General features: G+C 74.9%; 15 protein-coding genes. 5 read left to right on the top strand and 10 right to left on the bottom strand.

The features are described from left to right. Window positions 1-2 precede the first annotated feature (2 nt). Both ABD901_RS36715 and ABD901_RS36710 read right to left on the bottom strand, forming a co-directional pair. Window positions 3-1001, bottom strand: a complete 999-nt coding sequence (locus ABD901_RS36715; RefSeq protein WP_345134278.1) for a CU044_5270 family protein — start codon at window positions 999-1001, stop codon at window positions 3-5. Next, window positions 998-1534 carry an RNA polymerase sigma factor gene (locus ABD901_RS36710; protein ID WP_345134277.1) on the bottom strand — a complete coding sequence of 179 codons (537 nt, stop codon included), beginning with the start codon at window positions 1532-1534 and terminating at the stop codon, window positions 998-1000. Before ABD901_RS36710 ends, ABD901_RS36715 begins: the two co-directional genes overlap by 4 nt. 209 nt (window positions 1535-1743) lie before the next feature. Between ABD901_RS36710 and ABD901_RS36705 the strand changes: the two genes are divergently transcribed. The 3 genes from ABD901_RS36705 to ABD901_RS36695 are packed head-to-tail and all read left to right on the top strand — an operon-like array spanning window position 1744 to window position 4042. Further along, window positions 1744-2091 (top strand): PadR family transcriptional regulator, encoded by a 348-nt coding sequence (locus ABD901_RS36705; RefSeq protein ID WP_345134275.1) that lies wholly within the window; start codon window positions 1744-1746, stop codon window positions 2089-2091. Window positions 2092-2102: 11 nt separating this feature from the next. Further along, window positions 2103-3050, top strand: coding sequence for a permease prefix domain 1-containing protein (locus ABD901_RS36700; protein ID WP_345134273.1), 948 nt, complete (start codon window positions 2103-2105; stop codon window positions 3048-3050). A 17-nt stretch (window positions 3051-3067) separates the two neighbouring features. After that, window positions 3068-4042, top strand: coding sequence for an NAD(P)-dependent alcohol dehydrogenase (locus tag ABD901_RS36695; RefSeq protein ID WP_345134271.1), 975 nt, complete (start codon window positions 3068-3070; stop codon window positions 4040-4042). 4 nt (window positions 4043-4046) lie between these two features. Here the strand turns inward: ABD901_RS36695 and ABD901_RS36690 are convergent, their stop codons facing one another. Continuing rightward, window positions 4047-4502 (bottom strand): Rv0361 family membrane protein, encoded by a 456-nt coding sequence (locus ABD901_RS36690; RefSeq protein WP_345134269.1) that lies wholly within the window; start codon window positions 4500-4502, stop codon window positions 4047-4049. Window positions 4503-4630: 128 nt separating this feature from the next. Here ABD901_RS36690 and ABD901_RS36685 point away from each other — a divergent pair, with 128 nt between their 5' ends. Next, window positions 4631-6136, top strand: a complete 1506-nt coding sequence (locus ABD901_RS36685; protein WP_345134267.1) for a glucuronyl esterase domain-containing protein — start codon at window positions 4631-4633, stop codon at window positions 6134-6136. Between the two features lie 23 nt (window positions 6137-6159). On the opposite strand, the gene ABD901_RS36680 is transcribed toward ABD901_RS36685, so the two are convergent. Beyond that, entirely contained in the window at window positions 6160-6801 is a 642-nt protein-coding gene (locus tag ABD901_RS36680) for a peptidoglycan recognition protein family protein (RefSeq protein WP_345134265.1), read from the bottom strand. A gap of 253 nt (window positions 6802-7054) precedes the next feature. Here ABD901_RS36680 and ABD901_RS36675 point away from each other — a divergent pair, with 253 nt between their 5' ends. Further along, a complete protein-coding gene (locus ABD901_RS36675) occupies window positions 7055-7783 on the top strand; it encodes a lysozyme (RefSeq protein ID WP_345134262.1) in 729 nt (242 codons plus the stop codon). Between the two features lie 53 nt (window positions 7784-7836). On the opposite strand, the gene ABD901_RS36670 is transcribed toward ABD901_RS36675, so the two are convergent. The 6 genes from ABD901_RS36670 to ABD901_RS36645 form a co-directional block, all read right to left on the bottom strand. After that, window positions 7837-8508: a hypothetical protein gene (locus ABD901_RS36670; protein ID WP_345134260.1), complete on the bottom strand. Its 672-nt coding sequence runs from the start codon at window positions 8506-8508 to the stop codon at window positions 7837-7839. Continuing rightward, the gene (locus tag ABD901_RS36665; RefSeq protein ID WP_345134258.1) at window positions 8496-10079 is read right to left on the bottom strand and encodes a hypothetical protein; all 1584 of its coding nucleotides are present in this window, start codon (window positions 10077-10079) and stop codon (window positions 8496-8498) included. The genes ABD901_RS36670 and ABD901_RS36665 overlap by 13 nt, the downstream gene beginning before the upstream one ends. After that, window positions 10072-10959, bottom strand: coding sequence for an ABC transporter ATP-binding protein (locus ABD901_RS36660; protein WP_345134256.1), 888 nt, complete (start codon window positions 10957-10959; stop codon window positions 10072-10074). The genes ABD901_RS36665 and ABD901_RS36660 overlap by 8 nt, the downstream gene beginning before the upstream one ends. After that, window positions 10956-11837 (bottom strand): cupin domain-containing protein, encoded by an 882-nt coding sequence (locus ABD901_RS36655; protein ID WP_345134255.1) that lies wholly within the window; start codon window positions 11835-11837, stop codon window positions 10956-10958. The genes ABD901_RS36660 and ABD901_RS36655 overlap by 4 nt, the downstream gene beginning before the upstream one ends. Further along, window positions 11834-12373, bottom strand: coding sequence for an RNA polymerase sigma factor (locus ABD901_RS36650; protein WP_345134254.1), 540 nt, complete (start codon window positions 12371-12373; stop codon window positions 11834-11836). Before ABD901_RS36650 ends, ABD901_RS36655 begins: the two co-directional genes overlap by 4 nt. A 283-nt stretch (window positions 12374-12656) precedes the next feature. Further along, window positions 12657-13592: a PfkB family carbohydrate kinase gene (locus tag ABD901_RS36645; RefSeq protein WP_345134252.1), complete on the bottom strand. Its 936-nt coding sequence runs from the start codon at window positions 13590-13592 to the stop codon at window positions 12657-12659. Between the last annotated feature and the right edge of the window lie 163 nt (window positions 13593-13755).

Here is a 13755-nt window from a genome sequence, read left to right as displayed (position 1 = left end):
CCTCACTTCGCGGGCGGGTTCTCGTCGGTCCAGCCGGCGCTCACCACGAGGGTGTAGCCGAGCATCTTCCCCTCGTGCCACGACTCCTCGGCCAGGGCCCGCCCGGTCTGCGGGTCGATGATGAGCCGGGTTTCGGACCAGCCCGCGTCCCCCTGCCGCCGGTACACGACCGCGGTCCCCGTGCGCCCCGACCGGTCCGTGGCCGGCCCCGCAACGGCGACGCCGTCGATCCCGGCCAGGACGCGGAACGCGGCGGCGCGCACCGCGGGCGGCGCGGGCAGGTCCAGCACCAGCTGCTCGGCCGCATCGAACAGCGACTTCTCCCCGTAGCGGCGCACCAGCTCGCCCCGCAGCGCGCCCGCCTCCGTCGGCAGGCCGGCGAGATCGGCCGCGGTCACCGGCCGGCCCGCGAGCATGAACCCGGCGTTCGCCGGCAACGCCCGCGTGAACTGCCCGCCCGGCGCCTTCTCGATCGTCACGTCGCCGTCGCGCCAGCTGGTAGGCGCGCCCGCCGCGCGCCACGCGGCCTCGTCGACCGGGTCCGCGCCCAGGTAACGCCCGACGCTCACCCCGCCGCCGGCGGCCGCGCGCCAGTCGTCCATGGCCATGCGGATCGTCACGTCGTACGCCGCCAGGTGCCGCGTCTCGCCCGTCTCCGTCTGCGTGCGCCAGTAGCGTCCCGTCGCGGGCGGCTCGGCCAGTGCCCGCTCGGCGGCGAGCAGCAGCAGGTTGCCGATCGGCGCGGCGGATGAGCCCGCGACCGGCGGCGGTGGCACGGGCTGCGTGGGGTTCTCGCCGCCCGTGGTCAGGACCGCCAGCGCCACGCCGGCGGCCGCGACGGCGGCGGTGGCGGCGCCCAGCGCCAGGCCGCGGGGCCGCCGCGCGCGGGGACGGGCCAGGGCTTGCAGCGCCGGCAGGTCGGGCAGCGGCGGCACCCGCGACGGGTCGAGGCGGTGCGGGCGCGCCTCGGCGAGCGTGCGCAACACGTCACGCTTGGTCATCGGCTGTACTCCTTCGAAGCGGTCGGCAGCGGTGCGTGACGGTCGGTTTCCAGGGCGTGACCGAGCCGCTTGCGGGCCCGGTGCAGCCGCACGAAGAACGTTGCGGTGGAGCAGCCGACGACCCGGGCCGCGTCCCGCGCCGACAGGCCGTGCCAGGCCAGCAGCGTGAGCAGCTCGCGGTCGGAGTCGGACAGGGCGGCCAGGGCGGCCAGGGTCGCGGCCCGCTCGGCGACGCCGTCGGCGACGTCGGCGCCGGCCTCGTCGACCCACGCGCGCAGCTCGGCGGCGAGGCTCGCCTGCCGCGCCGCGTCGCGGTACTTCTCGCGCGCCACGTTGCGGGCCACCCCGAGCAGCCACGGCAGCGCCGCGCCGGGCAGGTCCGCGAAGCGCCGCCACGCGACCAGGAAGGTCTCGCTGGCCACGTCCTCGGCGGCGTCGCGACCGGCCCGGGTCACCGCATACGCGTAGACCTGCCCGTAGTGCGCCGCATACAGCGCCGCGAACCGCGCCGCCGGGTCGTCTCGTGCTGTCACTGGCCGCTCCTTGCCGGGGAAAGTACGCCGTCACCAGGTAATGCGCGAAGGTCCGGACTTTTTACATGGCTCGGGTCCGTGCAACTGACGACCGTTGTTCCCACCAGACACCGGTCGGCGCTGGCGCGCCTCCCTGCCACGTCCGTAGTGCCAAGGGCACATCGATGTACCCGTTGCTATATTGTGTGACGCACACTATCGTATGACGCATGCTCGACGATGAACTCATCTCGGCCCACCTCCAGGAGCTGCGCCGCGGCACGGTCGTGCTGGCGTGCCTGCTGATCCTCGAGCGGCCCAACTACGGCTACGCGCTGCTCGACCGGCTCGAGCGCGGCGGGTTCGCCGTCGACGCCAACACGCTGTATCCGCTGCTGCGCCGGCTCGAGAAACAGGGGCTGCTCACCAGCGACTGGAACACCGAGGAGTCCCGGCCCCGCAAGTTCTACAAGACCAGCGACGACGGCCTCGCCCTCGCCGAGGCCCTGCGCCGCGACTGGCACCAGCTCGACGGTTCGTTCAAGGCCCTGCACGCCCAGCCCGCAGACCCCGAGTGAAGGACCCGGCCATGACGCTCACCCTGACCGACCGCTACGTCGACGCCACCCTGCGCCGCCTGCCGGGCCGGCAGCGCCCCGACATCGAGCAGGAGCTGCGCACCTCCATCGCCGACGCCATCGAGGACCGCGTCGAGGCCGGCGCCGCACCCGAGGACGCCGAGCGCGCCGTGCTCACCGAGCTCGGCGACCCGGCCCGGCTCGCCGCCGGCTACGCCGACCGGCCGCTGCACCTCGTCGGCCCCGCCGCCTACCTCGACTACACGCGCCTGCTCACCACACTGCTCGCCACCGTCGTGCCGGCCGTGGCCGCGTACGTCGGGCTCATGCGCGCCCTGTCCGGCGACGCCACCGCCGCCGGCATCGCCGCCGCCACCGCGGGCGCGGCGATCACGACCGCGGTGCACGTGGCGTTCTGGACCACGCTCGTCTTCGCCGCGATCGAGCGCCTGCCCGGCCGCCGCGCCCGCGTCGCCCGGCCCTGGAGCCCGGCGGCGCTGCCGGACCGGCCGAGCCGCCGGGCCCGCTACGCCGAGCTCGTCACCGAGACGCTGCTGCTCATCCTGATCTCGACGTTCATCCTGCTCTCGCCCTACGTCAGCCCGCTGTCCGGCGCGCACGGCGACCCGATCCCGCTGTTCGCGCCGTGGCTGTGGGACAGCGGCGTGGTGTACCTCTTCATCGCCCTGGCCGTCGCGAACCTCGCCGTGTCGTTCGCGAAGTACTACCTGCGCTGGAGCGTCGCCCGCGCCCTGACCGGCGCCCTCGTGCAGATCGCCGGCGCCCTCACGCTCGTCTGGCTCGCCGTCAGCGACCGCATCCTCAACCCGGAGTTCGCCACCGCGGCCGGCTGGGGGAGCGACGTCACGCACTGGACCAACGCCGGCCTCGTCATCGCCGGCGCGATCACGCTCGTGCACACGGTCCTCGAGGCCGTGACCCTCTCGCGCCGCCGATAGAAGGGAAGTACGACACCATGAAGGCCATCGTCCAGGACCGCTACGGCCCGCCCGAACTGCTGCGCTACGCCGAGGTCGAGCGCCCGGCCCCGGCCGGGGGCGAGGTCCTCGTGCGGGTCCGCGCCGCCGCCCTCAACCACGGCGACCGCGTCGACCTGCGCGGCAACCCCTCCATCGCCCGCCTCGCCCTGGGCGTGCGCCGGCCGCGGATCCCGATCCTGGGCCGCGCCGTCGCCGGCACCGTCGAGGCCGCCGGCACCGGCGTCACCGCCCTGCGCCCCGGCGACGAGGTGTTCGGCGAGACCGTCAAGCGCGGCTTCGCCGAGTACGTCGCAGTCCCCGCCACCGACCTGGCGGTCAAGCCGGCCGGGCTGACGTTCGAGCAGGCCGCCACGCTGCCGGTCGCCGCCACCACGGCCCTGCAGGCGCTGCGCCTGGCCGGCGCCGACGGCGGCGCGTCCCGGCGGGTCCTCGTCAACGGCGCATCCGGCGGCGTCGGCACGTTCGCCGTCCAGCTCGCCGCCCACTTCGGCCACGAGGTGACGGCGGTGTGCAGCGCGCGCAACGCCGAGCGGGCGACCGCGCTCGGCGCCGCCCGCGTGGTCGACTACGCCCGCGAGGACGTGACCCGCGGGACGGACCGCTTCGACGTCGTCGTCGACCTCGCCGGCGGCCACCCCCTCGCCGCGATGCGTCGCGTGCTCACCGCCGGCGGCGTCTACATCGCCTCGACCGGCAACGGCGGCCCGGTCCTCGGCCCGGTGCCGCGGCTGCTGGCCGTGCTCACGAGCGCACCGCTGCGCGGCGGCCGCCTGCGCGTGCTGACCAATCGGCGCAGCGCCGAGGACCTCGCGACCCTGGCCGCGCTGGTCGAGGCGGGCCGGCTCACGCCCTACGTGGAGCGGACCCGCCCGCTGAGCGAGACCGCGGACGCGCTGCGCGTCCTCGAAACCGAGCACGCCCGCGGCAAGACGGTCCTCATCGTCGCCTGATCCGTCAGTACGGCTGCCCGCACACCTTCCAGGCGTTGCCCTCCTTGACCATCGGGAACGCGTGCTCGGCGGCGAAGCCGCTGTCCAGCGTCAGGCGCATCGACACCGTCGCGCTCGCACCGCCGGGACGGCCCACCACGCTGACGCCGGCCACCGAATGGCTGCGAATCTTCGGCTGCTGCCGCACTCGGTCGGCGAAGGCCGTCGCCGTGTACTGCTCGCGTGTGTCGCCGCACAGCAGCCCGTAGGCCCCGTCGACGTCGTCCTGCTCGAGGCGGGTCACGAAGGTGACGGCGGCATCCTGGGCGGGCCCGATGGAGTCGCCGATGTTACGGAAGAGGAAGAAGCCGCCCACTACGACGGCGCCACAGCACAGCACGAGCACCGAGCCGACGACGATCAACACCGTGCGCAGGGTGTTGCTCTTCGGGGGCTGCGGGACCTGATACCCGTATGCCACACCCTCACGATAGGACCGCCGCGCACGCCCAGCAGTCCCGTGACATCGACGTCCGTGATCGTTTCCATGGGCTTCCACGCCCGGGCCCGGCGCGACCTGCACAAAGCGGCCGCCGGCGCCCGGCGGCGTTGACACCCGTCCCGGCCCTGCCCGACGCCGGTTCCCTGCCCACCAACGCCAAGCTGCCCGATCCGTTCCAGCGGATCGACGGCTCCCGCATCACCGCGAAGTCCGACTGGCGCTGCCGGCGCGAGGAGGTCAAGAAGCTGGCGGAGAAGTTCGTGTACGGCGAGAAGCCCGGCAAGCCCCAGACCGTCACCGGCACCGTCTCCCGCACCGGCATCACGGTCAACGTGTCGCACAACGGCCGCAGCTCCAGCTTCACGGCGAGCGTCGACCTGCCCAGCGGCACCGGCCCGTTCCCCGCCGTGGTCGTCCTCGGCGGCTTCGGCGCCGACACGGCGAGCATCAAGGCCGCGGGCGTCGCGGTCATCAGCTACGACCCCTACGCCGTGGGCAAGGAGGGCACGCCCCGCAACAACAAGCAGGGCGCCTTCTACAGCATCTACGGCAACACCAGCAGCACCGGCCTGCTGGCCGCCTGGGCGTGGGGCGTGAGCCGCATCATCGACGTCGTCGCGCAGTCCGGCGGCGGCATCCTGCGCGCCGACGCGATGGGCGTCACCGGCTGCTCCCGCTTCGGCAAGGGCGCGTTCGTGGTCGGCGCGTTCGACCAGCGCATCGCGCTCACCATGCCGATCGAGTCCGGCAGCGCCGGCGTGCCCATCTTCCGCGGCATCCCCGGCGAGGGCGCGCAGAGCCTCAGCAGCGCCTACGGCGAGCAGCCGTGGCTCGGCGACGCGTTCAGCTCGTTCACGTCCAGCCCGGCCCGCCTGCCGGTCGACACGCACGAGATGGTCGCCATGGTGGCGCCGCGCGGGCTGTTCATCATGGACAACCCGCACATCGCCAACCTGGGCCCGCGTTCGGCCAGCGTCGCGGCGCTGGGCGGCGCCGAGGTGTACAAGGCGCTGGGCGCCGGCGAGAACATCACGTACTGGTCGGACATCCAGGACGGCACGCACTGCGCCAACCGGCCCGAGTGGCGCACCCCGCTGCAGCAGAACATCCGCAAGTTCCTGCTCGGCACCGGCAACGACCCGGGCAGCTTCCACGTCTCGAGCAACGCCAGCGGCAACCTCGCCGACTGGCGGGACTGGACCACTCCCATGCTGGGCGGCGGAACCTCAACTCCGCCCTCGTCCCAGCCGCCTTCCTCCCAGCCGCCCTCGTCCCAGCCCCCGTCGTCCCCGCCGCCGTCGAGCTCGGCGCCGCCTGTGCCGGGCGGTTGCTCGGCGACGGTCTCGCTCAACCAGTGGACGGGCGGCTTCGTGGCCACGTTCCGGGTCACCGCGGGCTCGGCGCCGATCAGCGGCTGGACCGTCTCGGCGACGCTGCCGGCCGGCGCCGTCATCACCAACGCCTGGAACGCCAACCGCAGCGGCAACTCCGGCGCGGTGCAGTTCACCAACGTCGCCTACAACGGCACCGTCCCCGCGGGCCAGTACACCGAGTTCGGCTTCCAGGGCACCGGAACCGGCACCGGCATGACACCCACCTGCTCGTCCCGCTGAACCGCGACCGGCCGGCCGTCCTTCTACAGGCGGCCGGCCACCGCCGTGCGCAGCTCCGGCAGGCGGTCGTGCAGCAGGCCCGGGCACTGGGTGTTGTTGAAGTCCTTGTGCCCGTAGATCTCCGTCGGCGGGATCGCGTACTGCTGGCAGGTGAACGCGCAGAAGGCCACCAGGCTGTTCCACAGCGCGGCCGGCGGCTGCTCGGTGAGGTAGGTCCCCTCGTTCTCGATCCCGATCGCCTGGTCGTTCTGGCCGACGCAGTGCGCCCCCTGCACCATGGTCTGCCCGTGCAGCAGCGCATAGAGGCTGCCGTTGCGGCCCTCGGTCAGCCAGCCGCCGCGGCTGTTGGTGAAGTGCTGGCCGCTGTCGACCCAGCCGTTGCCGTCCATGTGCAGGTCCTGGATGTCGCGCGAGTTCTGGAACGCGTGCGCCTGCGAGTAGTCGGTCGAGTTCGCCAGGGCCGTGTGATGCACGATGATCTTGTTTGGCCGGTGCTGGTCGATGGTGAGCGCGCCGGACGGCGGTCGCGCGCCCCAAGCGCCGCAGCTGGCGATCGAGACCTGTTCGACGGACGCCGAGGCGGGGGAGCTCGCGGCGAGCCCGGCGGCCGCGCCGCCGAGCAGGACCGCGCCGCGCAGGACGCCACGGCGGCTGAGACGAGCCATGGAAGCCTCCTGTGGGACCGAGGTTGCTAATTTTCCGGTACGACCAACGCCGGTGAACTTCCTACAGCGGCGCACACTACACCTGCTCAACTCGCGGTGTCCATCGACAGGTCTCGATCAATTGTGATCTCGAAGCTTTCCTTAAACTTCGATGTGCGCCTATTGAAAGTTTCCCACGAGTGTGCGCTAATCGGCGAAGCTCTTTACCAAAGGAGCCCATTCCCGGCGGCAACACCCGCAAAGGAGACGCACCGTGTCCCAACGACGACTCGGCGCACTGGCGGCGCTGTCCGTGGCGGCCACCCTGGTCGCCGCGCTGCTCACCGGCAGCCCCGCATCGGCGGCCACCGTCACCTACGGCCAGGACGTGTCCGGCTACCAGGGCAACGTCAACTGGCAGGCTCAGTGGAACGCCGGCTCGCGGTTCGCGTACATCAAGGCGACCGAGGGCACGTACTACACCAACCCGTACTTCGCCCAGCAGTACAACGGCTCGTACAACATCGGGATGATCCGCGGCTCGTACCACTTCGCGATCCCCAACGGCGGCGGCGGCGCGGCCCAGGCCGACTACTTCATCGCGCACGGCGGCGGCTGGTCCAAGGACGGCAAGACCCTGCCCGGCGCGCTGGACATCGAGTACAACCCCTACGGCGCGACCTGCTACGGCCTGTCCCAGTCGTCGATGGTCAGCTGGATCCGCGCGTTCCTCAACCAGTACCACACCCGCACCGGCCGCTGGGCCACCATCTACACCACGACGGACTGGTGGGTGACCTGCACCGGCAACTACAGCGGCTTCTGGGCCAACTCTCCACTATGGATCGCCCGGTACAGCAGCGCACCCGGCACCCTGCCGGCCGGCGCGCCGACGTGGTCGTTCTGGCAGTACTCCAGCAGCGGCCCCTTCGCCGGCGACTCCAACCAGTGGAACGGCGCCCTCGACCGCCTGAAGGTCCTCGCCTGCAACGGCGCCTGCTGACCTGACGCCCGCGCACCCATTGCGCACCCCCACGGTCCGGAAGGCCTTACGCGTCAAGGCCTTCCGGGCCGCCCCCGCTCCCCGAGACGGTACCGCCGCCGAGCCGGCGGCGCCGTGACCGCCACCACGGTCGTGACGACCAGCACCGCCAGCAGCGCCGCCCACCGATGGTGCACGACGGCCCACGTCGGGCCCGCCGTGCCGGCCGGGACGCGCATCGGCGGGCGCAGCGGCGCGACCACCACCGCGAGCGCGACGGCCAGGGCGGCGGGCGCGGCGACCGGCCCGCCGATGCCCCGGGCGGTGAAGCGGACCGCGACCGCGGCGGCGGCAAGGCTCAGCGCGGCGACGGCGGCGGCCTCGACGCTCAACCCCACCAGCGGCAGGCCCGCCGGCCCAGGCGCCGCGTACACGGCGGTGACCGCGGCCGCCCACCACGCCGCGAACGCGACCAGCGCGGCCGCGGCGCGCACGGCGGCGCCCCGCCAGGCCGGCACCGGCACGGCGACGAGGGTGGGCCGCGCCGGGTCGTCGAACGCGAACGCCAGGCCTGTCGCCGCGCACAACGCCGCGAGGCGCAGCAGGTCGCCGAGGTCGTCGGCCTCGAGACGGGCGCCGAACAGCGCGGGCCCGGCCGCGATGAGCAGCCCGGCCACGGCCGCGCCGACGACCGGCCCGAGCCGCATCGCCCGCAGCGTCGGCGGCACCAGCGTCAGCCCGCGCATACCGGACGTTCCTCGACCGGCGGCAGCGGCGGGACGGGCACCCCGAGCAGGGCGCCGAAGCGCTCGACCGATGTCGCCGGGTCCGCGAGCTCCGCCCAGTTCGCCCGGACCAGCGCCTCGGCCTCGGCGGCCGGGCGGGTCAGCAGCGCCAGGGCGGGCGCCGCCACGCGGTCCGGAACGGCGATCGTGGTCAGCAGGCTGAAGTCGCTGAACACGATCGCGCCGCTCGAGTCCTCGTCCACCCGGCGCAGCCCGGCCGCGGTGCCCGGCGTCGCGTGGCCGACGAGCCAGATCAGCAGTGCGCCCTGTGCGCCGCACGTGAGGCGGGCGCTGCTGTGGGACACCCCGCTCACCACGCGGTAGGCCACCGCGGCGGCGAGCGTCGCCGCGTCCACGTCGGAACCCCAGGCGGTGCCGGCCATGACCGCCTCCGGGAAGCCGGCGTCGGCGTCGGCGCGCCGCCAGCCGTCGACGCGGTCCACCTCCGACTCGGGGTCGGCGGAGAAGCCGGCGCGGCCGGGGCCGTCGGCCCAGACCCGCTGGCGCACGACCAGCGGCGGCCCGGTGACCGCCGGCGCGGCGCGCAGCACGCCGCGCACCACCTCGTCCCAGGCCGCGATCCAGGGCGTGAACTCGTCGAAGGCGCAGTATCGCACGTCGCCGAGCGTCCGGCACGTCGACAGCGGCGCCGGGTCGCGCGTTACGTCGGCCCGCAGGCGCTGCAGCGCGGGGTCGCCGCGGAACTGGGCGGCGCCGGCCGCGGCGGTGAGCGCGACGGCGGCGAGCAGCGGCACGACGACGCGGCGGGCGCCGGAGCGGGCGATCGCGGCGAGCGCCACGACGACGAGGATGCCGCCGAGGTACACCAGGTGCCGCCCCGACGGCCGGTCCACCAGCCCGGCCGGCAGCGCGAACCCGCGGTCGTCGATCATGATCGGCAGCGCCTGGCGCCACCACGCCGGGCCCTCCACGCCGGCGACGAGGCCGGCGAACATCACGACGGCGAAGACGACGAGCGCGACCGGCGCCGCCACCGCGCTGCGCCACAGCCGGGCCAGCAGCACCCCGACGGCGCCGAAGAGCGCGACGACGGCGGGCACGACGGCGGCGTCGGCCAGGTCCGGCACCCCGACGGCGCCGGGCCGCAGGGCGAGCGCCACGAGGCGGGCGGCGACGAGCACGGCGACGACGCCGGCGTACGGCAGCAGGGCGAGCAGGGAGGCCAAGGTGCGCCACGGCGGCAGGAGGACGAGCGTGTCGAAGAGCTCGTCGGCGTTGTGCCGGTGCGCGCGCAGCGCCGCGAGGTGCGCGGTCACCATCGCTCCGCCGCCGAGCGCGAACAGGCCCAGCACCTGCAGGTCGACGGCCGCGTCCGCCAGCACCGGGAACCGGTTGGCGGTGCCGGTGGCCAGGTCGTAGACCCAGGGCGAGACGAACAGCAGCAGCGCGGCGACGGTGAGCGGGTGGCGCAGGAACCGGGCGGCCTCCACCCGGGCGAGGGCGAGTGCGGCCCGCCCGTTCCCGCCGGCCCGGCCGGCGGTGTGCACGGGCGCCGTCAGCAGGTCAGCCACGGTCGCCCCCGGCGGGCGTGTCGACGAGCGTGAGGTACCCGTCCTCGATCGTCGGGTCGAGCAGCTCGGCGCCGGCTGGCGGGTCGCCGATGTGGCGGTACGAGCCGTTCCCGGTGCGCCAGGAGGCCAGGGCGCCCGCCTCGCGGCCGGCGCCGGTCCACACCCGGCCCGCGGCGAGGGCGGCGAGCCCGGCCGGCGGCCCGGCGAAGCGGACCCGGCCGCGGTCGATGACGACGACCTCGCGGCACAGCGACATGACGTCCTCGGTCTGGTGCGTGGACAGCAGCACCACGCGCCGCTCGCCGAGCTCGGCGAACAGCTCCCGGAACCGCATCCGCTGCTGCGGGTCGAGCCCGACGGTCGGCTCGTCGAGGATGAGCAGCCCCGGGTCGCCGACGAGCGCGGCGGCGAGCGCGACCCGCTGGCGCATGCCGCCGGAGAGGGTGCGGATGCGGCTGCGGCGGTGCTCGTCGAGCCCGACGTCGCCCAGCACCCGGCGCACCTCGGCGTGGCGGGCCCGGCGGTCGGTGAGCTCCTTGAGGATCGCCACGTAGTCGACGAACTCGAAGGCGGTGAAGCCGGTGTGGAAGCCAGGGTCCTGCGGCAGGTACCCGAGGCGGCGCCGCACGGCGAGGCGGCCGGGCCCGGTCAGCGGGTCGTGGCCGAGCACCCGCAGCGTTCCGGCGTCGGGCGTCGCGGCGGTGGCGAGGATGCGCAGCAGCGTCGTCTTGCCGGCGCCGTTCGGGCCGAGCAGGCCGGTGACGCCGGCGCCGAACGTGAGCGACACGTCGTCGAGGGCGGTCTTGCGGCCGTACCGCAGCGTCAGGCCGCTGGCTCGGACCGCAAGTCCGGTCGCGGGCTCGGCCGTGTCGATGCTCATCGGGCGCTCCTGTCCGGGTGGGTTTCGTTGCTCGGGGCTCGGGTGTGTTGTCGTGCCGTGCGCGGCAGCGCGCGGGCGGGGTCGAACGCGCGGGCCCGCCAGGCCAGGACGGCGACGGCCGCGGCCGCGGCGGCGGCGCTGGTGGCCTGCCCCGCGGCGGTGAACGGCGCGCCGGCGGCGGCCGCGAGCAGCGCCGCCCAGCCGGCGGCGACGACCGCGGTCGCCGGCACGATGCCGAGCCGGTTGGACAGCACCAGCGCCAGCACGGTCAGGGCGAGCGACGGCAGGAACCAGCCGGCCGCGGCGGGGCCCGGCCCGGGCACGGCGAGGCCGGCCAGGGCGCACAGCGCCGCGTTGACGGCGACGACGGCGACCACCCGCAGGAGCAGCAGCCGCAGCGCGCCGATCGGGGCGACGAGCGCCACCTCGTGCGTCGGGTCGAGGCCCGGCCCGAACGACACCGCGACGCCGAGCAGCGGCACCAGCGGCGCCGCGGCCAGGAACACGACCGGCGCGACGGCGCTCGCCAGGGCCGCGGTGAGCGCGAGCGTCAGCGCGACCGCGGCGAGCCACGACAGGCGCAGCGCCGGCGTGGCGGCCAGCAGCCGGGCGATGTGCCCCGGCGCGCCGGCCCAGGCCAGCAGCCGCTCGACCGGCCCGGGCACGGGCGCGTCGAGGGCGGCGTCGAGCCCGGCCCAGCCGTCGTCGAGCAACGCGGGCTCGGAGGCGACGGCCACGGCGGTGAGCCGGTCGCGGCAGGCGGCGCAGGCGGCGAGGTGGGACTCGACCGACCACAGCAGCGGCGGCGCGCACCGCCCGGCGGCGTACCGGCGCAGGTCGTCGTCGGGCGCGTGCCACGCGCCGGGTGCGGTGCTCATGTCAGCTCCTGCCGAAGTTGCCGGCGGGCCCGCATCGCCCGCGTCTTGACCGTGCCGGGCGGGATGCGCAGCAGCGCCGCGGCCTCGGCGGTGGTGAGCCCGTCCAGGACGGTGGCCTGCACGACGGCGCGCAGCTCGGGGGAGAGGCGCGCGATCGCGCCGGCCAGGTCGCCGTGCTCGACCCCGGCGAGGACCTGCTCCTCGGCCGAGGGTTCCTCCCGCCCGCGGAACCGGGCCAGGAGCCGGGCGAGCCGCTCCCGGGCGCCGTGCCCGCGCGCGGCGTCGACGAGCCGGCGCGAGCCGATGCGCCACAGCCAGCCGGCGACGTCGCCGTCGTCGCGGTACCGCGCGGCGCCGCGCCACACGTCCAGGAACGTGTCCTGCACGATGTCGTCGACGAGGGCCGGGTCGGCGCAGCGGTACCGCAGCCGCATGGCCAGCCAGGCACCGTGGCGCCGGTAGAACGCCTCGAACGCCGCCCGGTCGCCGGCGGCCGCCAGCGCGAGCAGGTCGCGGTCCTCCGAGCTGTCCGTCACACCTCATCATCGGATCGGCCCGCCGATTCGGTTCGCTGTTTTTTGGCTCGCTGCGCTCGCGGTGGGGGAGCTCCGCTCCACCCACACCCCCTCAAGATCTGCGGCGCCGTGCTCGGAGGCGCGAGTGGGTGCCGTGCTCGGAGGCGCGAGTGGGTGCTGTTCCGAGGCGCTGCCGCTGATCCGTCGACGTCTGGTCAGGGCTCGAAGGGCAGGTCCTCGAGGGACGTGCGGCCGACCAGCTCGCGCACGGCGTCGCCGCGCCCGGTGCCGAGGCCGTGCCGTGTCACGTTTCGAACGGCAGGTCCTCGAGGGACGTGCGGCCGACCAGTTCGCGCACGGCGTCGCCGCGCCCGGTGCCGAGGCCGTGCCGTGTCACGTTGAGCGCGCCGGCGGCCGCGCCGGTGCGGATCGCGTCCTCGATGAGCCCGCCGTTGGCGAGCACCGCCGCCACGCCGGCGCTCATCGAGTCCCCGGCGCCGCGGTGGTCGACGACCTCGAGCCGCGGGGGATGCACGGCGGCGACGCGGTTGTGCAGCACCGCGATCGCCGGTTCGCCGGCCCGGCTGACGAGCACCGTCCCGGCCCCTTCGTCGAGCATCGCCCGCCCCGCCCGCACGAGCGCCCCGACGCTGTCGTCGGCGGCCCGGCCGTCGGCGAGCAGCTCCTCATGGCTGACCTTCACGAAAGCGGGCCGCCCTTCGAGGACGGCCTCGAGCGGCCCGCCGGACAGGTCGGCCACCACCGTGCCGCCGTGGGTGCGCAGGTCGACGGCGAGCCGCCGGTACACGTCGGCCTCGATCACGCTCTCGTCGGCCGGCCCGCTGAGCACGCACACGTCGGCCTGCAGCCCTTCGATGAGCGCTGTGTTGTAGAGCTCGTCCACGTCGTGCCGGTTCAGCGTCGGCCCGGCCTGCTGCGCGATCTCGTCGCGTTCGCCGCGGCGGCGGTCGTGCACATACCACCCGCTGTCGGCCGCCAGGCTGACCGCCCGCAGCCGCACCGCCGGGTGGAGCCGGCTGATCTGCCCTTCGAGGACGTCGCCGATCTCCCCGCCGACGCCCGCGCACAGGGTGACCTCACAGCCGAGCGAGGCGATCATTCGCGCCTGCCACACCCCCTGCCCGCCGGCGTGGACGTGCAGCTCCTGCCCGGCCGTGCGCTGCTCGATCGTCACGGTCAACACGGGTGCCGGGGCGAAGACCATCACCTTGCCGCTCATACCGGCTATTTGCCCACTTCCGCCCCTTGACACCCTCGGCCGTGGATCCCCGCCGAGCCCCTGCAACCCGGCCTCTGCAACCCCGCGCCGCGCCCCGCGCACCCCGCGCCGCGCCCCGCGCACCCAGCGTTGCGCCCCGCGCCCCGCGCCCGCGCCGCGCGCC

It is taken from the genome of Dactylosporangium darangshiense (assembly GCF_039537565.1).
In the GTDB taxonomy this organism is placed as follows: Bacteria; Actinomycetota; Actinomycetes; order Mycobacteriales; family Micromonosporaceae; genus Dactylosporangium; species Dactylosporangium darangshiense.
The sequence above is the reverse complement of the archived record's forward strand: the minus strand, read 5'-3'. Positions and strand labels throughout refer to the sequence as shown.

Excerpts from the sequence above, each read along its gene's own strand:
- ABD901_RS36660 (WP_345134256.1), bottom strand. The coding sequence starts at position 10,959 with ATGAGCATCGACACGGCCGAGCCCGCGACCGGACTTGCGGTCCGAGCC.
- ABD901_RS36695 (WP_345134271.1), top strand. The coding sequence starts at position 3,068 with ATGAAGGCCATCGTCCAGGACCGCTACGGCCCGCCCGAACTGCTGCGC.
- ABD901_RS36645 (WP_345134252.1), bottom strand. The coding sequence starts at position 13,592 with ATGAGCGGCAAGGTGATGGTCTTCGCCCCGGCACCCGTGTTGACCGTG.
- ABD901_RS36715 (WP_345134278.1), bottom strand. The coding sequence starts at position 1,001 with ATGACCAAGCGTGACGTGTTGCGCACGCTCGCCGAGGCGCGCCCGCAC.
- ABD901_RS36670 (WP_345134260.1), bottom strand. The coding sequence starts at position 8,508 with ATGCGCGGGCTGACGCTGGTGCCGCCGACGCTGCGGGCGATGCGGCTC.
- ABD901_RS36700 (WP_345134273.1), top strand. The coding sequence starts at position 2,103 with ATGACGCTCACCCTGACCGACCGCTACGTCGACGCCACCCTGCGCCGC.
- ABD901_RS36705 (WP_345134275.1), top strand. The coding sequence starts at position 1,744 with ATGCTCGACGATGAACTCATCTCGGCCCACCTCCAGGAGCTGCGCCGC.
- ABD901_RS36655 (WP_345134255.1), bottom strand. The coding sequence starts at position 11,837 with ATGAGCACCGCACCCGGCGCGTGGCACGCGCCCGACGACGACCTGCGC.
- ABD901_RS36680 (WP_345134265.1), bottom strand. The coding sequence starts at position 6,801 with ATGGCTCGTCTCAGCCGCCGTGGCGTCCTGCGCGGCGCGGTCCTGCTC.